The organism is Campylobacter sp. CFSAN093229, from assembly GCF_011068225.1.
In the GTDB taxonomy this organism is placed as follows: domain Bacteria; phylum Campylobacterota; class Campylobacteria; order Campylobacterales; family Campylobacteraceae; genus Campylobacter_D; species Campylobacter_D jejuni.
In genome coordinates this window covers 21793-44393 of record NZ_JAAMXB010000003.1, presented here as the reverse complement: position 1 = coordinate 44393, position 22601 = coordinate 21793, and the positions used below count along the sequence as shown (strand labels likewise).

The window sequence follows — 22601 nt, the reverse complement described above, 5'->3', positions numbered from 1 at the left end:
ATCTGTTCCGTTTTGGGGTGAAAAGAAAATATTTATCACACCAAAGGTAAGGTAAAATAAAAATTCTTAGGATCGCTTTGAAAACTTAACTCTCCCTTATGAGCGTTTATGATTTCTTTAGAAAGAGACAAGCCAAGCCCATTGCCTTTAAGTTTTGTTGTTTTAAAAGCTTCAAAAACCAATTTCTCATCTTTTATTTCACAACCATTATCATACACTCTGATGCATATTTTTTCATTATCACAACTTGCTAAAATTTTAATCATAGGCTTTTCACATTCGCTTTCTTCTATCGCATCAATAGCATTATAAATCAAATTTTGCAAAACCAAACCAAGAAGAGCTTTATCAGCACAAATCTGCTTATCCAAAAAAGATATTTCAAAGTCTATTTGAGAAGTGAAATTATAAGAGTTAATGGCACTTTCACACTCTTCTTTTAACTCTAAAAGATTAAAATTTAAAGCATTGATGTGCACACCCTTAGTAAAAAGTAAAGTTGAATTTACGATACGCTCTACTCTAGCAATAGCCTTTTGGATTTCAAGAACTATATGCTTATTTTTAAGCTCACTACGAGCAAAAAGGGTTGAAGCAAGTAAAGATATAGATCCAATAGGATTTCTTATCTCATGTGCCAAATGAGCCGCTACACTACCCATGCTTGCAAGCCTTTCATTGCGTTTTTCATCGCTAATATCTGTAGCTGAAACTATAGTTTTTTCATTATGTGCTATGATTTTTACCGCATAAAACCTACCTTCAAATTCAAGCTCATCACGAATTTTATCCAGACTAATGATACTAAGTAATTTTGGATTTTTCAAGGCTTCTTGATTTTGTAAAATAATATTTTTTTCTTTATCTAAAATCCAAAGTGCACTAGGCAACACCTCTATAATCTCATCAACCATTGCGCGTAAGGAATTATAGTTTTCATTTAAAGTTTTGTATTCATTTTCTATTACATAAGTTTGTTCTATAAGACTTTCTAAGCCTTTTTGTAGGGTTTCTTTTTCATTTGAGTCTAAACTTTTTAAAATACTTTCATTCATTTATCATTCCTCTAATAAAATCTTAAAATCATTCAAATCAAGTAAAAGCAAATTCTGTTCGCATATTTTATCAAATTCCTTGCTAAAACCATTTTTTGAGATTATAATGTAATAATTTGGAGCCAAATTTAAAGACTTTGCTTTTGATTTTAAAAGATTTAAAATATTTTTACAAATTTTTTTATTTTTAAATTTAACCTCTCCGACAAAACACAAATTTTCATCTTGATAATAAAGATCAAGTTCTAAATTCTTATCCCAGTAACTTTGCACTCCATTGATATTGAATTTTTTCTCAAACAATTCTCTAGAAAGCTGTTCAAAACAAAAACTTTGATAAAGTTCAAATTTTTCCTTAATGCATTCTAAAACTTCTTTATAACGATTTTGCAAAATAAGCTTTTCATTGGGCTTTAAAAAATAAAAAAAGAAACGAGTAAAATGGTTGCTAAATATAATCTTATCTTGGACAACATAAGATCTTAGTTCTTTTTTGATTTTTTGTCTTTTATCTTTTATTTTTTTAGCTTCCTTACTATACTCAAGTTTTATTATACCTGTTTCTAAAAGATATTTAAGTGTAGATAAAGCTTTAAAATGCTGAATTTTTCTATTGATAGAAAAACGCTTGCGATTGTTTTTAGCTAGTAAAGTAAGAGCGTAAGAACTTGTTTCATCCAAGGCGAAATAACTTTTAATTTTTAGATAATCATCAAGCAAAATTTGCTCTATATTTGCAAATACATCATCTTCAAAATTTAAAATGTTTAATTTTTCAAAACCTTCAAACACACTATAAAAATCAAAAAGCTTGCTTAAAGACAAATTCTTATGCAAATCTACAAAGTTCTTAAATTTTATATTTTTCCTTTTATAAAGCATTTTTATAGTATAATTTTAGCAAATTTTTATAAGGATTGTATTTGCAAATTTCAGATTTAAAAAAAGAATTGATCTTAAAAAAAGGTATTTTGCATTTTGACTTCACAGCAAGTGCTTTAGCCCTAAAATGTGTAGAAAAAGAAATTTCAAAAATTCTTCCAACCTATGCAAACACACATTCTGATAGCTCTTTGAATTCTTTTAAAACTCAACAAATTTACGAACAAGCAAGAAAAGATATAAAAAAAAGTTTATCATTAGATGAAAATTTTGCCCTTATAGCCTGCGGAACAGGATCAAGCAGTGCTATTAAAAAATTTCAAGAATTGATCGGCATTTACATTCCTCCTCTTGTAAAAGAAAGATATTTTACGCAAATTGATAAAAATACCTTACCTTTAGTTATCGTAGGGCCTTATGAGCATCATTCTAATGAACTTTCATTTCGAGAAGGCTTGTGTGAATGCATTAGAATTCCCTTAGATAAAAATGGAGAAATTGATTTTGATTTTCTAGAAAAAACTTTACAAAAAAACAAAAAAAGAAAAATAATCGCTAGCTTTTCTTTGGCTTCAAATGTTACTGGGATATTAAGTGATTACAAACGCATTTCTAAAATGGTTCGTAAATTTAAAGGGATAGTTGCTTTTGATGCATCTAGTTTCATTCCCTATAAAAACATATCTTGTCAATACTATGATGCGTTGTTTATAAGTTCTCATAAATTAATCGGTGGTATTGGCGGTTCTGGACTTTTAGCCATCAAAAAAGATCTTTGTGGAAACAAGCCTAGCTTTGCAGCAGGTGGAACTGTGGGCTATGTTTCTCGCACTTCACAATGCTACCTTTGTAATGAAGAAGCTTTAGAAGAAGGAGGAACACCTGGAATTTTACAACTCATTCGCGCTAGCTTAGCTTTTAAAATCAAAGATTCTATAGGGGTTAAAAATATAGAAAAAAAAGAAGAAATTTTAAAAGATTATTTTTTTGAAAAACTAAAAACTATACCTAATTTAATTTTATATGCAAAGAATTTAAAAACCCGATTGCCTATTTTTGCTTTCAATATCAAAGGAATTTCTCCTTTTGATATCGCTTACGAACTTAGTAAAAAATACCACATAGAAACACGCGCTGGATGTGCTTGTGCTGGGCCTTATGGTCATGATTTGCTAGGCTTAAAAGATAATCAAAAACTTAAAACAAAACCAGGCTGGTTAAGAATAAGCTTGCATTATACGCATGAAAAAGAGGATATTGATTATTTTTTCGATGCTTTAAATAAAACTATAGTAAAATTATCGCATTAAAATATTATAGTTTTATTATTATGTATAAAAATTCTATCTTCAAAAGCCAAATCAAGTGCTTTTGAAAGAACATCTTTTTCTATATTTCTACCTGCTTGTTGCATATCTTGCCAAGTAAATTCATGGTTTACAGGCGAAACAGCTTGAGTGATAATAGGACCTTCATCAAGATTATTATTTACAAAATGTGCCGTAGCTCCAATTATTTTAACCCCTCTTTCAAAGGCTTGTTTATAAGGATTTGCTCCTATAAATGCAGGTAAGAAAGAATGGTGAATATTTATAATCTTACCTTCAAAATGCCTAACAAAATCAGGAGATAAAATTCTCATATATTTTGCCAAAACCAAATAATCAAATTTATATTGTTCAAGACATTTTAAAATCTGATTTTCTTGCTCTTTACGATCTAAATTTTCAGCGCTGATAAAATGATAAGGAATTTCAAATTTCTCAACTAAATCCTTTAAAGAGTTGTGATTTGAAATCACAGCTTTGATATTTGCTTCAAGTTCGTTACTATAATGCTTTATTAGCAAATCTCCCAAACAATGACTTTCTTTAGTAGCAAAAACAACAATATCTTTTTTTCTCTTCTCGCAAAGCTCTATCAAGGCTTCTTGTCCAAGCATAGCCTCAAGCGTTCCTATAAAAGCTTCTTTATCAAACTCACCTTCTAAAAGAGCACGAAAAAAAAACATTCCTTCGCCTACAAATTCATCGTTTTTTACTATATTGATATGATATTTAAAAATAACATCAGAAATTCTATAAATTAAACCTTTTTGATCTTTGGTACAAATTTTTAATACAGAAATCATTTAGCTAAACCTTTTATATATTCTTTTAATTCATTCTCTCTTGCTTCTTGAAGCTTTAAACCAAGAATTTTACCACAAAATCCAGCATTTATGAAATCTTTTGCTAAAATTTTACTTTCAAACTTATTCTCATAAAGCCCTAATCTTTTAGCTTGCTCAATACGCTTTTTACTCCAAAGTCCAAGCCATTCCTTCAAAGGCATTTCAAAAGCAATTTTTACTAGTTCAAAATCACTTATATCATCAAGATAAAAAGCTTGATTTGCGTATTTTAGGTATTCTTTTTTAAGTTTAGTTCTTTTAAAAAATATATCTTTTTCTAAATTAAAAAAATTCAAATACAAATACAAGAATAAAGCATCGCTTTTTACAAATTCTCTACTTTGTCTGAGTAAATTTTGAAATTCCAAACTCTTAAAAACACTCTCAAAGCCGAAAACCTGTTTCTCTAAGCCAAGTTCTTGTAAATATCTATAGCCGACATCAAGTCTAGGGCTTTTAAAGAATTTATAAAGCTCCGCATTGATCCTATCTTTGCTAAGATCAGTTATATCCATACTTTGCATCAATTTCAAGCTTTCACTAGTTATCTTAAAGTTAAACCTTGAAGCAAATACTACCGCTCTTAATACTCTTAAACTATCCTCTTGAAAGCTTTGTTTGTCAATATGCCTTAAAAAGCCTGCTCCTAGATCTTTTAATCCTCCATAAAAATCTAAAAACTCATCGTTAAAAAGATTAATCATCATAGAATTTATGGTAAAATCGCGTCTTTTGGCGCCAAGTTTTTCATCATTGCAAATTTGAACTTCAAAACCTTTATGTCCATAGCTTATTTTGTTTTCGGTTCTAGCAAGAGCTAAATCATAATTTTTAAACTTATACACAAAAAAACTTTTTCCAAAGCCTTGTGCGCCCAATTTTTGCATAATCTTTTCAAAATCTTTAGGTTTTATATCATAAAGCTCTATATCATAGTCACAAATTTTTAAGCCTAAAAACAAATCCCTAACGCTACCTCCAACCAAATACACTCGTTTGGTATAAGGCTTTAAAAACTCAGCGATAAACTGTAAATCGGGATTATTTTTTAAGCTTATCTTCGATATTTGCAAGTAAAAACTCTAAAAAATTTATGGTCAAGTTTAACCTATTTTCAAGATCATCTTTTTTTATGCTATTTAAACCTTCAAAAAGAACTAAAATTCTCTCTCTAAGATGTTTTAAAAAAATATCCTCATTAAGCGTTTGAACCTCTGTCATAACACTAGGATTTAAAATTTCACTTTGTAAAAAAGGCTCTTCTTTTTTAAACTCTTTATTTTCCTGAGTAGAAATTTCAATATTATTTTGTATTTTTTGCTCTTCTTCAAATTTTGCCATAGAAATTTTATCTTCTAAGTCTTGCGGAGTATCGAGCTCTTCGCATACAAACTCCATAGGCGGTAATTCATCTTTTATTTCAGTTTTTCTATTTAATTCTTGTTCTTTTAAAATTTCATTTTGTCTTCTTTGCTCTTCCATGATAGAGCTAACTTCGCTAATGGTTTTTTTAGCTAAATCTTCCAAATTCATATTTTTATCAACCACCTTTTAAATTCATTAATTTCTTCATCGCTTTTCATATTAATAAAAAAATCCAACATTTGAGTGTTTAAGTCTTTATGCTTGGATCTAAAACCACTAAGACGACGAACCGCATCGATAGCGTTTTGGTTATCTGGATCTTCTTTTAAGATATTTTTATAAATTTCTAAAGCTTCGTCTTTTAACCCTTGAGCCTCATAGATAGAAGCTTCAGTGACTGTATTTTTCATCACTGTTTCCTAAAATTTTTCTTTAATTCTAGCAAAAAGCTTTTTAATTTATCTTTAAGAAAATAATATGATTTTTAATGCCTATTTTGTTTTAAACAATTTTTCTATATATTCTTTTTTTTCTTTCTCTAAGCTAGAATTTAATTCTTTTTGTTCTTTTTTAACTTGCACTTTTAAATCTTGATTTTTAAAATACACATAATCAATTCCAAAAATAACACCAATTATAATAAGCAATGGGATTAAAAATACCATATACTTTACACTTTAAGAAAATTGATTAAACACACTACCATAGTAGCGAACATTCTCAGCATTTTCATTTTTTTCTATCGTTTCTATTGCGCCACTATTGATTGCTTTTTGGATATCATCATTTAAATCTTGATAAGAAAAAACCATATTAATACTGATAATATTTGGCAATTTCTCAAGCATTTTATAAGAGTTTAACTCATCTTCTAAATTTTCACTTTCAATCACAACTATAATCTTTTCATTTTCACAAAGTTCTACAGAACAAAAAGGAATTTCAGATATAGCCTTTTTTAAATCATTTATATATTCTTCTTTTGCTAAAATCAAAACACTAGAAAGATTATTCATCAATACTCCTAAACATTATACTATCACCAAAGCCTGAAATGATAAAATCTTTATTGTTTAAAAAAATAATAAACTCACTCATCAAATTTTCATTATTAAAAGTTTTAACAGGCTTAAAATCACTTGTGCTAAAAACTTCACTAATTCCAGCTTCATTATCGCTATAAACAGCCAATTCTCCATTAGGACTTAAAGCACAAGTATATATCAAAAAATCTTTTTGTAAAAAATTTTGCTCTTCATTTTTTACAACTCCTATACGCCTATCCGTTCCACAACTTAAAATAACATTATTTTTAAAATCTACTTGATGGATATTATCTTTATGCATTTTATCATAGTTTTTTAACATCTTCCAATTTTTCAAATCAAAAAGTTCCACTTCGCCACTCTCAAAACCTGCAACTAGTCTACTCTTATCTTCATTTAAAACTGCATCATTAAGACTAGAATGGGAAAAATTAAATTTTTTTATATTCTTTAAGCTTTTATCGATCAATTCTATTTCAGAACCAATAGAAATCAAAAGATAAGTATTTTCATTGATAAAAAATGCTTTTATTATGCTATTTTCTTCGAGCTTTTTAATTTGTAAATTTTCCTTATAAAAACTTAAATTTTTAGCACCAAAATCACCCTCGCTAAGTATTAAAAGTGTATGTTTAAAAACATCAATGTTGTAAATTTTAGCAAAATCATTACCATAATAATTTTTAATCTTTGGTAAAGATAAAAGTTCTTTTAAACTTTTATCTTTAATGTTATATTGTAAAATTTCACCTTTATCAGTGCCTATATATAAGTTTTGCTTATCAAGCTTTAAAGCTGTTATATTGGCATTTAATTTCAGCTCATAAGCATAAGACAAAACACAAAAAAGACTCAAAATAAAAAGAAATTTTTTCATTTATTTACTTTACACCCTCATTAATCACATCAATTAAATTTGAACGACTTTTTAATTGTTCATTTTTAAATTCAGGTTTAAAGCTATTTCCCACTAAAGGTTTTGCATCGCTTTGTGGAACATGACACTGAGTACAATTAAAACGACTATCGCTAATCATATCCCCTGTGGTTTTATTGTGTCTAAAATCATAATAATGGCTAGCAGGAAGTGGAGTTGCACCAGCATCTGCTGCTATAGACTTATCATGGCAGCTTAAGCACATATTGTTATCTTTAGTTATAGGCAACAAATCTTCAATAGCATGCGGAATTAATGGTGGTGCATTTTCATAAGAACGCTCAAAACGAGTAGATTCCCCAGGCTGTAAAGTTGTGAAATTTGCTTCCACTAAATTTACTTTATTTTCATTTTCTAAACTTGCTTTTCTAAGTCCAATTTGTTCTGAACTTACCCCACTATTCATTGCACAAGCGGCAAAAAACACCACTGCAGCGCTTCCTAATAAAACCAATTTCTTCTTCATCATTTATTCCTTAAATCAAAAATATTAAATTTCAAAGCATCATCATTACAAACTTCTATACATCTTGCACACCTTATACACTCTCCTGATTTCACGCTAGTACTTTCTTTTCCAACCATCCACAAAACCTGTTTTTCAGGACAAATACGGATACATTCATAACATTTGGTGCATTTATCACTATCATGCTTTATTTTAAGCAAAGCAAAACGAGAAATAAAAGCATAAAAAGCTCCCAGTGGACAAAAATGTGAACAAATTGCCCTAGGGCTTAAAAAAGTATCAATACAAAAAAGTATAAAGGCTACAAAAATCCAAGAACTTGTAGCAAAAATAATCCCTCTATGTATCATTCCTATATAAGAAAAACTTTCAAACACAGGCAATGAAAATACAAAAGAAAGGATTAAAACCAAGACCAATACAAAATAGCGTAAATTTTTAGGCAAAATTAAAAATTTATTATTAAGGGTTAATTTATTTCGCACAAAAGCAGCAAAATCTGTGATTAAATTAACAGGACAAACCCAAGAGCAAAAAACCCTTCCTAAAAGCAAACCATAGATAAAAAATATAATCAAAGCTCCTATTAAAGCCATTAAATCTATACTCCAGCTTGCTAAAATAATTTGCAAAACCGCAAAAGGATCGCTTAAAGGTATGGTATTAAAAAGTCTAGAAGAACTTAAATTTCCCTGTAAGATAAAATCCGTAGCTTTAAAACTAAAAAGCACTAAAATTCCAAACTGAACGATGCGTCTAGCAATTAAATACTTCATCACAGTTCTCCATCATTTAAATAATTGGTTGCTTTTTTAGCATCAAAATGTTTTGAAGTATCTGCATTTTTTATACGACCTTCATCTTTTTCATCCCAGCCTTTTACATAATGAGATCCTGCTTTTCCCAATACATACTCCCTTGGCAAAACACGAATGGCCGGTTTTTCAGTAATACAAGCAAGTTCACAAAGCCCACAACCTACACACACTTCATGATCCACGCTAGGTAGTAAAAAAGCGTGCTTGGCGGTGCGTTCATTGCGTTTAAGCTCAAGTTTTAAAGCCCTATCTATCAAAGGACAAGCTCTATAACAAGCATCGCATTGAATTCCCCAGTGTGCCACACAAGAAGCACTATCAACAATAGCAATACCCATTTTCAAAGAATCTATACCCTGCTCTAAATGCTTTTTATCTAAAGCATCAGTTGGACATTCTCTAATGCAAGGAATATCCTTGCAAAGATAACAAGGAATTTCTCTTGCCTTAAAAAAAGGCGTGCCATTTTTTGGACTATCTAACAAGCTAGCAAGCTTTAAAGTATCATAAGGACAGGCTTTTACACAAAGCCCACAACGAATACATTTGCTTAAAAATCTAGCTTCATCTTCAGCCCCAGGAGGACGCAAGGCATAATTATCATCAGCTTTTAAAGCCAAATTAGCCAAAAATCCACCTCCTGCGCATAAACATGCAGCCTTAAAGGCACTAACAAAAAATTCTCTTCTACCTTTCATTTAATCAAAACCCTAAATTAAGCCTTATAAATTTTTACAGCACATTTTTTAAAGTCAGTTTGTTTTGAAAGCGGACAAGTCGCATCCAAAGTAACTTTATTGATATATACATTCTCATCAAACCACGGCACATACACAAGTCCTACAGGCGGTTTGTTTCTTCCACGCATATCTACTCTTGCTTTTACTTTACCACGACGAGATTCCACCCAAACCAAATCACCTTGATTTAAGCCTAATTTCTCTCCATCTTTCTCACTCATATAGCAAAGTGCTTCAGGCACGGCGCGGTAAAGCTCAGGCACACGCATAGTCATAGTTCCACTATGCCAATGCTCTAAAACCCTTCCTGTTGCAAGCCAGAATGGATACTCTTTACTTGGTCTTTCAGGTGCTTTCATAAATGGCCTAAAGAAAATTTTAGCCTTATTTTTAATACTGTGCTCTTTTTCATCTTTAGGGGCTATTAAATCCCCATTTGTAAGCATTTTGTTAAAATCACCATAAAAAGCAAAATCCGAATTTGGAGCCGCTTTTTTAGCATAATAATCAAATTTAGTATTAAATCTCCATTGTGTTTCCTTGCCATTAACCACAGGCCATCTTAAACCCCTTACTTTATGATAGGTATCAAAATCCGCTAAATCATGGCCGTGTCCTAAGCCAAATTTACGATATTCTTCCCAAAGGTATTTTTGAACGAAAAAGCCATAGCCTGTAAATTCTTTTCCATCACTGCCTTGAATTTTTCTCTCATCACCTTTAACATCAGTATTATCAAAGCCTTTTGCGATAGCATCGTTTGGATTAAAGCTTTTTGCTTCTTTATTGGCAAATAGCACATCAAAAAGTGTATCATCTTCACTATAACCCATAGCTTTTGCCTCTTCTAAAACACTTGGCAAGGTAAGCTTATTATCCACTTTTTGCTCTTTCCAAACTTCTTTAAGCTTAAAGCGTTTTGCAAATTCTAAAATTTGCCAAGTATCACTCATGGCAGCACCTACAGGTAAAACTTGTTGTTTCCAATGTTGAGTTCTTCTTTCAGCATTACCATAAGCACCCCATTTTTCATAAATCATAGCACTTGGTAAAATAAGATCAGCTACTTTTGCTGAAATTCCAGGATAACAATCACTTACAACAATAAAATTATCCATTTCTCTTGCTGCTGCGATCCAGTGATTTGCATTTGCAGTGTTTTGCCATGGATTATTCACTTGCACCCATGCAAATTTAATTTTTCCATCTTCTAAATCTCTCATGATATTAAGATAAGGAGAGCCTGGTTTTGGGTTGATGGTCTTTGCAGGAACTTTCCAAATTTTTTCAGAAATTTCTCTGTGTTTTGGATTGGCTACAACCATATCTGCAGGCAAACGATGCGAGAAAGTTCCTACTTCCCTAGCTGTTCCACAGGCACTTGGCTGTCCTGTTAAAGAAAAGGCTCCACTACCTGGTTTAGCTTGCTTTCCTAGTAAAAAATGCACCATATAAGCTTGTTCATTTACCCAAGAACCTCTTGTGTGTTGATTAAAGCCCATAGTCCAAAAACTTACGACTTTGCGATTTTTCTCTATGTAAAGATTAGCTAATTCTTGAAGTTTTTTCTTAAAATCTTCCAAAGACTCATTATCATCACCTTTGGCTACTTTTGCAGTGTATTCCAAAGTATAAGGGGCTAAACCTTTTTTAAATTCTTCAAAAGAAATTTCCCAGTTTTTATCAGCCACACCTTGATGTTTCATTTCAAATTTATCACCCGCTTTAACGCCAAGATAAGATAAAGAAGTAGCCTCTTCATCGTCTAGAGTGATTGCATTTTCTTTTTCAACTGTATCTTTTTCACTTTCTTTAAATTTTGGATGATTTGGATTATTTCTCATACCATAACCAATATCAGCATAACCAGTTGCAAATACGCAGTGATCTTTGATAAATTTCATATCCATAGCCTCTGGATGATTATAAACAATCTCTCTTGCTATGTAGTTCCAAATAGCCAAATCTGTATTTGGTTTAAAAATAATTTCAATATCAGCAATATTTGAAGTACGGTTAGAAAAAGTACTTAGATTAACAACTTTGACCTTATCAAGATTGCTTAGTTTTCTATCGCTTACTCTTGACCAAAGGATTGGGTGCATTTCAGCCATATTAGCTCCCCAAGTGATAATAGTATCTGTAAGCTCTATATCATCATAACAGCCTGATGGCTCATCTACACCAAAAGTTTGCATAAAACCAACCACTGCAGAGGCCATACAATGTCTTGCATTTGGATCGATATTATTTGTTCTAAAGCCCGCTTTTGCAAGTTTTAAAGCAGCATAACCTTCTTGGATGGTGTATTGCCCACTACCAAAAATCCCTATACCTGTAACGCCGAGTTCATTGTAGGCTTTTTTAAATTGTTTTTCCATTTCATCAAAGGCTCTTTGCCAAGAAACTTGTTGAAATTTGCCTTTTTTATCAAATTCGCCTTTTTCATTCATGCGAAGTAAAGGCATAACAAGACGATCTTCACCATACATGATCTTAGCATTAAAATAACCTTTGATACAATTAAGTCCGCGATTTACGGGTGCTGCAGGATCACCTTTTGTTGCTACGATTTTGCCATCTTTTCTGGCTATCATAATTCCACAGCCAGTTCCACAAAATCTACAAACAGCCTTATCCCATTTCCAATCTTCTTCTTGCGCGCCAAGCATAGAGCTTGGAACACTAAGTCCTGCAACACTAGCAGCACTTGCAATAGCGGTATTTTTAATAAAATCCCTTCTATTCATCCTTATTCCTCCAAAATAAAAAAATCATCTTATTATAAAAAATGGAGTATAAAAATCTCTTGAAATTTTAATAAAAATAATAATTTTAAAGCTCTATTTTATAGGAGTTTTATTGTCCTTTTTATATTTTTCTTACACAAAATAAATATTAAAAATAATCAACTTAACAATCAAAATATAATCAACTTAAAATAATAAAAAAATGAAGATGTAAAAATTAAGCCCTAAGAATGGGCTTAATCAAAATTAATGGCAACCACAACCACCGCAGCAGCTAGAACCACCAAAAAATGCATCAAGTTTTGCAATATCTGGCATTTCTGTGATTTCATTTACAAGTTCTTTATATGCCACTTTACCCTCTTTAATCACAAATACAGCACGAGCTAAAAGCCCTTCTAAAGCACCTTCATTTATCAAAACACCATATTTTTCACCAAATTCTTTTGCCACAAAATCACTTGCAACACTTAAATTTTCAATACCTTCTGTACTGCAAAATCTTCCCATAGCAAAAGGTAAATCCATACTTACTACAATCACTTCAGCACCATTGTAACTGGCTACTTTTTTATTAAATTCTCTAGCCTCTGTAGCACAAACTGGTGTATCTAAGCTTGGAACACTTAAAATGATTTGAGTTTTACCCGCTGCACCGATTTCAATCACGCTTAAATCTTTAGCTTTAAGATTTACCTTAGGAGCATCTGCTCCAACTTCTACTGAATTTCCTTTAAGTTTTACAGGATTTCCTTTAAAATTTACTGTACTCATTTAATTTCCTTTTTTGATATTTTAAACATTATTACAATTAATGTTTTAGGAGTAATTATATCCTATAAATATTAATTATTTTTAATTTCACTGAAAATTATTTTATTTCTTTCCAAGTATATTTTTTCCACACTTTTTGAGCTTCCTTACTCTTAATAAAATCTACAAATTCTAAAGCTTTTTTATTTTCTAAACCTTTTTTTGTAGGAGCTATTTCAGCTGCACGATAAATCACTGCATTTTTATCTTTGATAAATAAAGCTTTATCATCGCCTAAAGCCTTTGCCCAATGAGACCAAATAATTAAAACATCAATATTTGGATTGTTATTCCACTCATCTACAGCAGCTTTGGAATTTTTAGCATAAATTTTTATATTTTTACGTAATTTTACCAAATTTTCTCTTTTTGCACTTTTTAAAGCCATATCTTCATAAAGTCCAACTTGTCCTGCACCATCAACCACCATAACATTTACGCCATCTTTTAAAATGTCTTCAAAATTTTTAATATTTTTTGGATTATTTGGACGCACGATAATACCTGATGGACGCATATTTAAAACGCTTAAATTTTCTAAACTTAAACTTGGAATTTTTTTAGCAAAATCATCCATCATTGAAGTATTGCCTGAAAAAATCAAATCTGCATTTTCTTTTGCTTTATCTATCCAAGCTGGAGTTGGACCTGCAGTTACAATCACCTTTTCTTTTGTTTTTTCTTCAAATTTTAAAGCAAGCTCTTTTAGTACAGGAGCAGGACCACCTGGACCATAAACTAAAATTTCAGCATTTAAAAAACTTGCTGCTGCTAAACTTAAAATTAATATTTTTTTCATAAAATAAACCTTTCTTTAATAATATAACTTACTTGAAAGGAAATTGTATCAATCTATAGTTAACTCTCCCTTGCAAAGCCCTGCTTCTATAAGAAAACGAGAAGGAGCAAAAGAAGTTTTTTTGTTTTTATCATATTTAGCATAGCTTAAATAAAGTATATTTTTTGCCCTAGTTACCGCAACATAAAAAAGTCTTCTTTCTTCTTCTAAGCTTCCACCCATTCCCATAAGCTTTTGATTAGGAAAGCGACCTTGTGCAAGATCAATCACAAAAACAAGATCAAATTCCAAGCCTTTACTTGCATGTACGCTAAGCAAATTAACTCCTTTGCCACTACTCATTTCGCTTGCACCTAAAGTTAGAAAATTATAATACTTATAAATATCGCTATAATTTTTTGTAAGCTCTTTTAAGACATTGAATTTTGTTTCTATTTTTTCTAAATTTTCACTCTTTCTTAATAAATCCACCTGCCCTGCTTTATTTGTTGCTCTTTTGGTTGCAAGTTCTTCACAAATTTCTCTATAAAAAGAATTTTCACAAATTAAATTGACTAAAGTCAAAGAATGTTTTATTTCCATAGCTTTTTTTAAAAAAAGATAGATTTTTTCCAAATTTCTAGCGCACAAATCATTGATTTTTGAAAGTCTTAAAATAGGATGTGCATCAAATTCACTCTCAAATTTAAAACGAGTTTCGCTGGCTAATTCTTCCAAATCTGCAAAAAGCCCAAGTTGATAATTTCTTTTTTGATGATTTTGCAAATTTACATTTTTATCAGGATCTAAAAAACCTTTTATTAAATTTCCATGCCCTAATTTTAAAAGTGCGTCAAAAATTTCTTTTGCTAAAACTCCACCCACACCTTTGGTGTATTGAACCAAATGAATAAAAGCCATGATATCTTTAGGATTTACCACAAGCGCAAGCATAGCACTAAAAGCTTTAACTTCCAAACTTTCAAAAAAACTTCCACTTCCCTTTCTCACACTTGCAATACCCTGCTCCCTTAAAGCTACTTCAACCCCATCAGCACTTGAGTTGTTGCGAAAAATCACGGCAATTTCTTCCAAACTTACTCCGCTTGTAAGTATCATTTTAGCTATATTTTGATACTGATCAAATAATTCTTCAAAAGTAAGCAAAGATGGGGCTTTAAACTCATCATTTCTTGTAACAATAAGTTCTTTTGGATATAATCTTTCATTATTTAAAATCACTTTATTAGCTAAAGCTAAAATACTTCTTGATGAACGGTAGTTTTTATTTAAAGAAAAAATTTTTGCATCTTTAAAACGATCTTTAAACCCACCTATGATATTAATATCCGCTCCATTAAAAGCATAAATACTTTGATCATAATCCCCTACGCAAAACAAACTTTTACTATGAAAAGCCTCTATTAAGGAACTTTGCAAAGTATTTGTGTCTTGATATTCATCTACTAAAATTTCATCAAATTCATATTTTTCTTCTTTTAAAAGCTCTTTTAGATTGATAAGCAAGTCATTAAAATCTACATAATTAAAACGCTTTTTTTCATTATCATATTCTTTTAAAATATCTTCATAAATTTCAGCATAAATACTTTGTTCTTCATAGTTTTGACAAAACCAAGTATAAAAATCTTGATTGTGTGCTTTGTTTTGAAACAAAGAATAAAGATCATATAAATAACTTGATTGATAAGGTTTTATATCACTTAAATGCCTAAAAGTTCTTTTTTCATAGACACTTTTAAGTAGAGTTTTTAACTCGCTTGCTTGCTTTAAGGCTATATTTTTATCCGCATTTCTAAGTAAGGTATAAGCCGTACTATGAAAAGTTCCTGCAAGTATTTTACTGGTAATATTTTTATCAAAAAATTTCCCTAAACGCCCTATCATTTCTTTACTGGCTTTATTTGTGAAAGTCAAAAGCATAATTTTTTGAGGTGCCACTCCCTTGCTTAAAAGATAAGAAATTCTTGCAACAATAGTAGAAGTTTTTCCCGTCCCTGCGCTTGCAATAACAAGATTGTGTCCAAAATCAGCAGTAGCGGCAAGATATTGTTCATTATTTAATTTTGAAAGTGGCATTATTTTCCTTATAAAAGTTAAAATTATAAAAAAAAATTACTTAAAAATATAAAAATTTAAAATTACTTTATATTAGATTATAGTACAATGCTAAAATTATTTAACTTTCTGTTTTTAAGGGATAGCAAATGAATTTGAAAATTTTTTCTATTATTGTTGGCATATTAATTGCTGTTATTGTGATATTAGGTGGAACATATTATTATCTTTTTGAATATTCAAAACCAAAGAATTACACCTTAAATACCAACACTTACACGGAACAAAAATCGTATACCAATAACTACGATAATTCCTATTCACCTTCGATCCAAACCAACAATAGTTCATCAGATATAAATATTAATAACAATACCATCCAAAAGCAAGAAACAAACCTATTAGATGAAAATCAAAGCTTAAATAACGATACATTTAATACATCAATAAGCGAAAACAATCAAAGCTTAAATAATGGCACCAATACAAGTAATAATATTAACACAAATGAAAATAAGCAAATTTTAGATACGGATAAAGGAAAATTAAAACAAGAAAATAAACAAGCCAAAATAGAAGCTCTTAAAAAAGAAATCAGCAAACAACAAAAGATCTTAGAAAGAGAAAGAGCTGTAAAAAAAGAACTTCAATCAAACAAATCAAACAAAAATAAATATCTAAATACCGCTAGAGAATATCTAAGCATAGGAAAAAACAGTCGTTTAGAACCTGAGCTTAGCACAGAAAATATGAAAGTTTACATTTTAGATGGAAAATTTTTAAGCCAATACAGAATCAATCTGTTAAAAGATATGCTAAGCGTTATACAAGATAATGCAAAAGATTATTATCTAAGTATTTTTGTTAAAATGCTACCAAAAGGGGAAATGAAATTAACTATCTATAACAAAGAAATTATCTTTTCAGATATGAAAAAAGCTTATAAATATATTAGTTTAGATAGATTAAGCCCATATTTAAACAATCCAAAAGAATTAAATGAACATGTAGCACGTGAAGAAATTTTAGAAAGACTTAAACTTCAAATTAAAAAAGACGGCAAAGGAAGTGATTTTTCTAAACATATCAAAAGTTTGAAAACTGGACTTAATACAGCACAATATTTCTTCCCGTTTTGTGAAATTATAGAAATTAGCTCTACTAAATAAGCTAAAACAATAAAGGCAAATAATGTATGATAAAAATTTAGAAAAAGAGTATTATCAAATTTGCGAAGAACGCGGATATTTTGAAATTGATGGCAATAAAACCATACAAGAAAAAGATAAAAATTTCTGCATTATGATGCCTCCTCCTAATGTCACTGGAGTTTTACACATAGGACATGCTTTAACTTTTACTCTACAAGATATTATGACGCGTTATAAAAGAATGGATGGCTATAAGGTTCTTTATCAACCAGGGCTTGATCACGCAGGTATTGCCACTCAAAATGTTGTAGAAAAACAACTCCTTGCTCAAGGCATTAAAAAAGAAGAACTAGGTAGAGAGAAATTTATAGAAAAAATCTGGGAGTGGAAAGAGCAAAGCGGTGGAAAAATTTTAGACCAAATGAGAACACTAGGCATCACTCCTGCATGGAGTCGCTTGCGTTTTACTATGGATGAAGGTTTGGTTAATGCCGTAAAAAAAGCCTTTGTAGAACTTTATGATAAAAGACTTATTGTACGTGGAAACTACATGATAAATTGGTGTACTCACGATGGCGCTTTAAGTGATATAGAAGTTGAATACAAAGAAAACAAAGGAAAACTTTATCATATTAAATACTTTTTAAAAGATAGCGATGAATTTTTAGTAGTAGCCACAACGCGTCCTGAAACTTTTTTTGGCGATACTGCAGTTATGGTGCATCCTGATGATGAACGCTATACTAAATTTGTGGACAAAGAAGTGATTTTGCCTATAAGCAAAAAAGCCATTAAAATCATAGCCGATGAACATGTAGAAAAAGAATTTGGAACAGGAGTTGTAAAAGTTACTCCCGCTCATGACATGAACGATTATGAAGTAGGACTTAGACATAATTTAGATTTTATAAGTGTTTTTGATGAAAAAGGAATTTTAAACGAGCATTGTTTAGAGTTTCAAGGTTTAGAACGCTTAGAAGCAAGAGAAAGAATCGTAGCCAAACTTGAAAGTCTTGGTTTTATAGAAAAAATAGAAGAGCATAACAATCAAATAGGATATTGTTATCGTTGCAACAATATAGTTGAACCTTATATCTCCAAACAATGGTTTGTAAAAAAAGAAATCGCCCAAGAAAGTATAGAAAAAGTTGCGCTTGGAGAAAGCAAATTTTACCCAAATCACTGGATAAATAGCTTTAATGCTTGGATGAAAGATTTAAGAGATTGGTGTATTTCAAGACAACTTTGGTGGGGACATCAAATTCCTGTGTATTATTGCGAATGCTCTCATGAATGGGCAAGCCAACATACGCCTAAAACTTGTCCAAAATGTCAAAGTCAAAATTTCAAACAAGATGAAGATGTACTTGATACTTGGTTTTCTTCAGGACTTTGGGCTATGAGTACTCTAGGCTGGGGAAATGAAAATTGGGGTAAAGATAAAATTTGGTCTGAAAAGGATTTAAAAGATTTTTATCCCAATTCTTTACTCATTACAGGTTTTGATATTTTATTTTTCTGGGTGGCTAGAATGATGTTTCAAAGCACTAATGCCTTACATCAACTTCCTTTTAAAGATATTTATTTACATGCTCTTGTGAAAGATGAGCAAGGTAGAAAAATGAGTAAAAGCCTTGGAAATGTCATCGATCCAAATGAAAGCATTAAAGAATATAGTGCTGATATTTTACGCTTTACTTTAGCACTTCTTGCTATACAAGGACGCGATATTAAACTTAGCAATGATAAACTTTTACAAGTTAGAAATTTTACAAATAAAATTTATAATGCTACAAATTATCTGCTTTTAAATGAAAGTAAATTTGAAGATTTGGAAAATATCACACTTCATTCAGAATTAGCAAAATATATCTATGCCAAATTTCAAACTTGTGTTAAGGATGTAAGAGAAAATTTAGACAATTATCGCTTTAATGATGCAGCTAATACTCTATATAAATTCTTTTGGGATGATTTTTGCGATTGGGGTATAGAGCTTAGCAAAGCCGAAAAATCAAGCGTTAAAGAACTTGGTAGTATTTTCAAAGAAGCTTTAAAACTTTTAAATCCTTTCATGCCTTTTATCAGCGAGTATTTATACCACAAACTAAGCGATACAGAACTTAAAACAAGCCCTTCTATTATGATAAGCAAATATCCAAAATTTAAAGAACAAGATAAAAATATAGAAAAAATCTTTTCTTTGCTCATAGAAAGCATAGTTGGTATCCGCCGTGCTAAAAGTTTAATCGATCTTGGAAATTCTAAAATAGAAAAAGCTTATATCAAATTTAACGATAAAAAAATCAAAGATGAAATCAAAGCTTATATGAATTTTATCATGATGCTCGCAAAGTGCGAGCAAATAGAATTTAGTGAAGAAAAATTACCAAAGGCAATATGTGATGTTAGCGAGAATTTAGAAATTTTTATTACGCTTGAAAATGTTGATTTAAGTGGTATTTTAACAAGACTTGAAAATCAAAAAAATAAGCTTGAAAAAGAAAGTGCTAAGCTTAATTCTATGCTCTGTAATGAAAAATTCATCGCTAACGCACCTAAAGAGGTGGTTGAGCAAAATAAAGAAGCTCTAGAAAATTTAAAAATTCAACTTGAAAAAATATCAGTTGAACTTCAAAATCTAAGAGGTTAAAAATTTGATAAAAATAAAAAATTTAAAAAAATATTATGGCAAGGAACTCGTGATAAACGATGTTTCTTTGGAGATTAAAAAGGGTGAAATTTACGCCATAGTAGGTCATAGTGGAGCTGGAAAATCCACTCTTTTAAGATGTATTAATGGACTTGAGAATTATCAAGAAGGAAATTTAAAAGTCTTTGATCAAGAAATTAAAGATTTAAGTCAAAAAAAATCAAAAGAGTTAAGAATGCTTAGAAAAGATATAGGGATGATTTTTCAAAATTTTGCCCTAATGGAGCGCAAAAATGTATTTGAAAATGTTGCTATGCCTTTAAGAACACACTATACTCAGTGTAAATTTCATGCCAAGCTTTTTAATAAAGAATACATGAGCGAAAAAGAAATTGCCCAAAAAGTCAATTCCTTACTTGAAATCGTAGGGCTTGATCATAAAAATAAATCCTATCCAAGAGAACTGAGTGGAGGGCAAAAACAACGCGTTGCTATTGCTAGAGCCTTAGCTTTAAACCCAAAAATTTTACTTAGCGATGAAGCTACTTCGGCTCTTGATCCAAACACTACAAAAAATATTTTAGAGCTTATATCTAAAATCAATGCTGAATTTGGGATTACTGTTGTTTTAGTAACTCACGAAATGGATGTGGTAAAAGACATAGCTCAAAAAGCTTTATTACTTGAACATGGACAAATCATAGGAAGTGGAGCAATTGATGAGCTTTTTTTAAGGCCTAATGCCAAAATGAAAGAATTTTTAGGAGAAAGCGACTTCTTGCCTGAGCACGGACTTAATATCAAACTTTACTTTCCAAAAGAAGTTGCCCAAAATAGCGTCATCACTCATATGGCAAGAACTCTAAATATAGACTTTAACATAGTTTGGGGTAAAATAGAAAAACTTAATGGAAAAGCCTTAGGAAATTTAGTTATAAATATAAATGAAAAGGATAAAGACAAGGTTCTTGATTACATAGAAAAAAGTGGAGTATTATGGGAGGTGGCATCATGAATGAAGAAAACATCTCTATCATCAGTGCTTTTTTTAGTAGAATTTCTCAATTTTTTAATGAATTTTCTTGGCAGGATATTAAAGAAGTGAGTTTAAGTTCTATTACAAGTTTCAGTGAAAATTATGAAAACATTTTAAAACCTGCGTTTAATGAAACAATTTATATGAGTTTAATGGCTGTACTATTTGGATTTTTATTGGCTATCATTCCTGGAATTTTACTTGCTATTTGGGATAAAAACGGAATTAAAGAAAATAAAATCGCTTATAGTATTTTAGATTTTATTACCAATATATTACGCGCCTTTCCATTTTTAATTCTTATAGTTGTTCTTTTACCACTTTCTAAAATCATAGTAGGCACAAGCATAGGTACAAATGCTGCCATAGTTCCTTTAGCTATCGGAATAGCTCCTTATTTGGCAAAGATGCTTGAAAGCGCTTTTAAAGAAATAGACAAAGGAATCATAGAAGCAGCAAAAAGTTATGGTGCTAGCAATATTCAAATTATCTTCAAGGTTATCTTTAGTGAGGCCCTTCCTGCTATAATTAGCGGAATTACCCTAACTTTGATCTTTACCATTGGTTTTTCTGCTCTTGCTGGAACTGTCGGTGGTGGAGGTTTGGGAGATGTCGCTATTCGCTATGGTTATGAAAGATTTAACAAAGAAGTTATGATTCAAACTGTAGTTATTTTACTTATATTAGTTCAGTTAGTTCAAATTCTAGGTAATTTATTTTATACTTGGGCTAAAAATAGTAAAACTACATATATCATCGCCACTCTATTGATTTTACTTGGAATTAGCATAGTTATCAATATAAACAATGATGAAAATTTCTTTTGGCAAGTAATTGTTTTTATCTTATTTTTGGGAAGTTTGCTTTATAAAGGTTTCAAAAAATAAGGAGATTATATCTCATTTTAAGATAAATATAAGTTTTTTTAAGTAAAATTTAAACAAAAAATTAAAGGAATTAAAATGATGTATCAGATGCGCTAATCTGACTATCAACAAGTTTTTATATGCTTCTTCCTGATAGTCAGAGTGAATTTATTAAGATTAAAGCAAGCACAAAATGACTAAAAAGGAAAAAAATGAAAATCAAATCTTTATTTATAGCAAGTATTTTAACATTAAGTCTTAATGCAAATGCATTAGAAACCATCACAGTTGCAGCAACTCCAGTCCCTCATGCTGAAATCCTAGAGCAAGTAAAACCTGATTTAGAAAAACAAGGCTATAAACTTGAAATCAAAGAATTTACGGATTATGTTTTACCTAATCTAGCTGTTGATAACGGAGAAGCCGATGCAAATTTTTTCCAACATACTCCTTATTTGGAAGAATTTAATAAAAACAAAGGCACCAAACTTATCAAAGTAGCTGCCATACACATAGAACCTATGGCTGTTTACTCCAAAAAATACAAAAGTCTAGATGATATTAAAGAAGGGGTTAAAATCGCCATTCCAAATGATCCAACCAATGAAAGTAGAGCTTTAGATATTATTGCAAAAAAAGGTTTGGTAAAATTTAAAGATAAGGCTTTAAAAACACCTCTTGATATTATAGACAATCCTAAAAAAATTAAATTTGTAGAATTAAAGCCCGCACAAATTCCAAGAGCTTTAGATGATGTTGATTTTGCTGTAATTAATTCCAACTACGCTCTCTCTGCAAATCTAAATCCTGCAAAAGATAGCGTATTTATCGAAGATAAAGAAAGCCCGTATGCAAACATTCTTGTTGTAAGAGTAGGACATGAAAACGATCCAAAAATCAAAGCCTTAATCCAAGCTCTACAAAGTGATAAAATCAAACAATTTATCATAGAAAAATACAACGGATCTGTTTTACCTGCTTTTTAATTTT

At 30.5% G+C, this 22601-nt stretch carries 22 protein-coding genes; 6 read left to right on the top strand and 16 right to left on the bottom strand.

The features are described 5' to 3' along the window. Positions 1 to 35 precede the first annotated feature (35 nt). Both flgS and FBE93_RS01290 read right to left on the bottom strand, forming a co-directional pair. Positions 36 to 1055, bottom strand: a complete 1020-nt coding sequence (gene flgS, locus FBE93_RS01295) for a fla regulon two-component system sensor histidine kinase FlgS (RefSeq protein ID WP_002859823.1) — start codon at positions 1053 to 1055, stop codon at positions 36 to 38. A gap of 3 nt (positions 1056 to 1058) precedes the next feature. Then, the gene (locus FBE93_RS01290) at positions 1059 to 1937 is read right to left on the bottom strand and encodes a DUF234 domain-containing protein (protein ID WP_072225848.1); all 879 of its coding nucleotides are present in this window, start codon (positions 1935 to 1937) and stop codon (positions 1059 to 1061) included. A gap of 35 nt (positions 1938 to 1972) precedes the next feature. Here FBE93_RS01290 and FBE93_RS01285 point away from each other — a divergent pair, with 35 nt between their 5' ends. After that, positions 1973 to 3247, top strand: coding sequence for an aminotransferase class V-fold PLP-dependent enzyme (locus FBE93_RS01285; RefSeq protein WP_165434093.1), 1275 nt, complete (start codon positions 1973 to 1975; stop codon positions 3245 to 3247). On the opposite strand, the gene purU is transcribed toward FBE93_RS01285, so the two are convergent. The 14 genes from purU to FBE93_RS01215 all read right to left on the bottom strand — a co-directional run bounded on the left by purU (position 3244) and on the right by FBE93_RS01215 (position 15926). After that, positions 3244 to 4068, bottom strand: coding sequence for a formyltetrahydrofolate deformylase (gene purU / locus FBE93_RS01280; RefSeq protein ID WP_002852510.1), 825 nt, complete (start codon positions 4066 to 4068; stop codon positions 3244 to 3246). The genes FBE93_RS01285 and purU overlap by 4 nt on opposite strands. After that, positions 4065 to 5183: a CCA tRNA nucleotidyltransferase gene (locus FBE93_RS01275; RefSeq protein ID WP_032598706.1), complete on the bottom strand. Its 1119-nt coding sequence runs from the start codon at positions 5181 to 5183 to the stop codon at positions 4065 to 4067. Before FBE93_RS01275 ends, purU begins: the two co-directional genes overlap by 4 nt. Next, positions 5152 to 5643, bottom strand: a complete 492-nt coding sequence (locus tag FBE93_RS01270; protein WP_002856776.1) for a hypothetical protein — start codon at positions 5641 to 5643, stop codon at positions 5152 to 5154. The genes FBE93_RS01275 and FBE93_RS01270 overlap by 32 nt, the downstream gene beginning before the upstream one ends. Beyond that, positions 5640 to 5888 (bottom strand): tetratricopeptide repeat protein, encoded by a 249-nt coding sequence (locus tag FBE93_RS01265; RefSeq protein WP_002859818.1) that lies wholly within the window; start codon positions 5886 to 5888, stop codon positions 5640 to 5642. Before FBE93_RS01265 ends, FBE93_RS01270 begins: the two co-directional genes overlap by 4 nt. Positions 5889 to 5966: 78 nt before the next feature. Beyond that, entirely contained in the window at positions 5967 to 6140 is a 174-nt protein-coding gene (gene tatA2, locus FBE93_RS01260) for a Sec-independent protein translocase subunit TatA2 (RefSeq protein WP_002852615.1), read from the bottom strand. A gap of 12 nt (positions 6141 to 6152) precedes the next feature. Further along, complete coding sequence (locus FBE93_RS01255) at positions 6153 to 6491, bottom strand: chaperone NapD (protein ID WP_002852435.1); 339 nt, start codon at positions 6489 to 6491, stop codon at positions 6153 to 6155. After that, complete coding sequence (locus tag FBE93_RS01250) at positions 6484 to 7398, bottom strand: WD40 repeat domain-containing protein (protein WP_165434092.1); 915 nt, start codon at positions 7396 to 7398, stop codon at positions 6484 to 6486. Before FBE93_RS01250 ends, FBE93_RS01255 begins: the two co-directional genes overlap by 8 nt. A 4-nt stretch (positions 7399 to 7402) precedes the next feature. Beyond that, the gene (locus tag FBE93_RS01245; RefSeq protein ID WP_072225846.1) at positions 7403 to 7927 is read right to left on the bottom strand and encodes a nitrate reductase cytochrome c-type subunit; all 525 of its coding nucleotides are present in this window, start codon (positions 7925 to 7927) and stop codon (positions 7403 to 7405) included. Next, complete coding sequence (gene napH / locus FBE93_RS01240) at positions 7924 to 8706, bottom strand: quinol dehydrogenase ferredoxin subunit NapH (RefSeq protein WP_072225845.1); 783 nt, start codon at positions 8704 to 8706, stop codon at positions 7924 to 7926. Before napH ends, FBE93_RS01245 begins: the two co-directional genes overlap by 4 nt. After that, positions 8703 to 9443: a ferredoxin-type protein NapG gene (napG, locus tag FBE93_RS01235; RefSeq protein WP_165434091.1), complete on the bottom strand. Its 741-nt coding sequence runs from the start codon at positions 9441 to 9443 to the stop codon at positions 8703 to 8705. Before napG ends, napH begins: the two co-directional genes overlap by 4 nt. Positions 9444 to 9460: 17 nt before the next feature. Continuing rightward, positions 9461 to 12235, bottom strand: coding sequence for a periplasmic nitrate reductase subunit alpha (gene napA / locus FBE93_RS01230; RefSeq protein WP_002932525.1), 2775 nt, complete (start codon positions 12233 to 12235; stop codon positions 9461 to 9463). Positions 12236 to 12481: 246 nt separating this feature from the next. Beyond that, complete coding sequence (gene tpx, locus FBE93_RS01225) at positions 12482 to 13009, bottom strand: thiol peroxidase (protein WP_002856712.1); 528 nt, start codon at positions 13007 to 13009, stop codon at positions 12482 to 12484. Positions 13010 to 13106: 97 nt separating this feature from the next. Beyond that, positions 13107 to 13847 (bottom strand): AcfC family adhesin PEB2, encoded by a 741-nt coding sequence (gene peb2 / locus FBE93_RS01220; RefSeq protein WP_002932523.1) that lies wholly within the window; start codon positions 13845 to 13847, stop codon positions 13107 to 13109. Between the two features lie 48 nt (positions 13848 to 13895). Next, positions 13896 to 15926: an ATP-dependent helicase gene (locus FBE93_RS01215; RefSeq protein ID WP_002932517.1), complete on the bottom strand. Its 2031-nt coding sequence runs from the start codon at positions 15924 to 15926 to the stop codon at positions 13896 to 13898. A gap of 128 nt (positions 15927 to 16054) precedes the next feature. On the opposite strand from FBE93_RS01215, the gene FBE93_RS01210 reads away from it, so the two are divergent. The 5 genes from FBE93_RS01210 to FBE93_RS01190 all read left to right on the top strand — a co-directional run bounded on the left by FBE93_RS01210 (position 16055) and on the right by FBE93_RS01190 (position 22597). Continuing rightward, positions 16055 to 17074: a hypothetical protein gene (locus FBE93_RS01210; protein WP_002932515.1), complete on the top strand. Its 1020-nt coding sequence runs from the start codon at positions 16055 to 16057 to the stop codon at positions 17072 to 17074. A gap of 22 nt (positions 17075 to 17096) precedes the next feature. Next, positions 17097 to 19709 (top strand): valine--tRNA ligase, encoded by a 2613-nt coding sequence (locus FBE93_RS01205; protein ID WP_002932513.1) that lies wholly within the window; start codon positions 17097 to 17099, stop codon positions 19707 to 19709. A gap of 4 nt (positions 19710 to 19713) precedes the next feature. Further along, positions 19714 to 20724: an ATP-binding cassette domain-containing protein gene (locus FBE93_RS01200; RefSeq protein ID WP_002932511.1), complete on the top strand. Its 1011-nt coding sequence runs from the start codon at positions 19714 to 19716 to the stop codon at positions 20722 to 20724. Beyond that, on the top strand, positions 20721 to 21632 hold the full coding sequence (locus tag FBE93_RS01195) for a methionine ABC transporter permease (RefSeq protein WP_002932509.1): 912 nt from the start codon (positions 20721 to 20723) through the stop codon (positions 21630 to 21632). Before FBE93_RS01200 ends, FBE93_RS01195 begins: the two co-directional genes overlap by 4 nt. 191 nt (positions 21633 to 21823) lie before the next feature. Continuing rightward, positions 21824 to 22597, top strand: a complete 774-nt coding sequence (locus FBE93_RS01190; protein ID WP_165434090.1) for a MetQ/NlpA family ABC transporter substrate-binding protein — start codon at positions 21824 to 21826, stop codon at positions 22595 to 22597. The last annotated feature ends 4 nt before the right edge of the window (positions 22598 to 22601 follow it).

Excerpts from the sequence above, each read along its gene's own strand:
- napG (WP_165434091.1), bottom strand. The coding sequence starts at position 9,443 with ATGAAAGGTAGAAGAGAATTTTTTGTTAGTGCCTTTAAGGCTGCATGT.
- peb2 (WP_002932523.1), bottom strand. The coding sequence starts at position 13,847 with ATGAAAAAAATATTAATTTTAAGTTTAGCAGCAGCAAGTTTTTTAAAT.
- FBE93_RS01210 (WP_002932515.1), top strand. The coding sequence starts at position 16,055 with ATGAATTTGAAAATTTTTTCTATTATTGTTGGCATATTAATTGCTGTT.
- tpx (WP_002856712.1), bottom strand. The coding sequence starts at position 13,009 with ATGAGTACAGTAAATTTTAAAGGAAATCCTGTAAAACTTAAAGGAAAT.
- FBE93_RS01215 (WP_002932517.1), bottom strand. The coding sequence starts at position 15,926 with ATGCCACTTTCAAAATTAAATAATGAACAATATCTTGCCGCTACTGCT.
- FBE93_RS01290 (WP_072225848.1), bottom strand. The coding sequence starts at position 1,937 with ATGCTTTATAAAAGGAAAAATATAAAATTTAAGAACTTTGTAGATTTG.
- tatA2 (WP_002852615.1), bottom strand. The coding sequence starts at position 6,140 with ATGGTATTTTTAATCCCATTGCTTATTATAATTGGTGTTATTTTTGGA.
- purU (WP_002852510.1), bottom strand. The coding sequence starts at position 4,068 with ATGATTTCTGTATTAAAAATTTGTACCAAAGATCAAAAAGGTTTAATT.
- flgS (WP_002859823.1), bottom strand. The coding sequence starts at position 1,055 with ATGAATGAAAGTATTTTAAAAAGTTTAGACTCAAATGAAAAAGAAACC.
- FBE93_RS01205 (WP_002932513.1), top strand. The coding sequence starts at position 17,097 with ATGTATGATAAAAATTTAGAAAAAGAGTATTATCAAATTTGCGAAGAA.
- FBE93_RS01250 (WP_165434092.1), bottom strand. The coding sequence starts at position 7,398 with ATGAAAAAATTTCTTTTTATTTTGAGTCTTTTTTGTGTTTTGTCTTAT.
- napA (WP_002932525.1), bottom strand. The coding sequence starts at position 12,235 with ATGAATAGAAGGGATTTTATTAAAAATACCGCTATTGCAAGTGCTGCT.
- FBE93_RS01195 (WP_002932509.1), top strand. The coding sequence starts at position 20,721 with ATGAATGAAGAAAACATCTCTATCATCAGTGCTTTTTTTAGTAGAATT.
- FBE93_RS01190 (WP_165434090.1), top strand. The coding sequence starts at position 21,824 with ATGAAAATCAAATCTTTATTTATAGCAAGTATTTTAACATTAAGTCTT.
- FBE93_RS01245 (WP_072225846.1), bottom strand. The coding sequence starts at position 7,927 with ATGATGAAGAAGAAATTGGTTTTATTAGGAAGCGCTGCAGTGGTGTTT.
- FBE93_RS01270 (WP_002856776.1), bottom strand. The coding sequence starts at position 5,643 with ATGAATTTGGAAGATTTAGCTAAAAAAACCATTAGCGAAGTTAGCTCT.
- FBE93_RS01255 (WP_002852435.1), bottom strand. The coding sequence starts at position 6,491 with ATGAATAATCTTTCTAGTGTTTTGATTTTAGCAAAAGAAGAATATATA.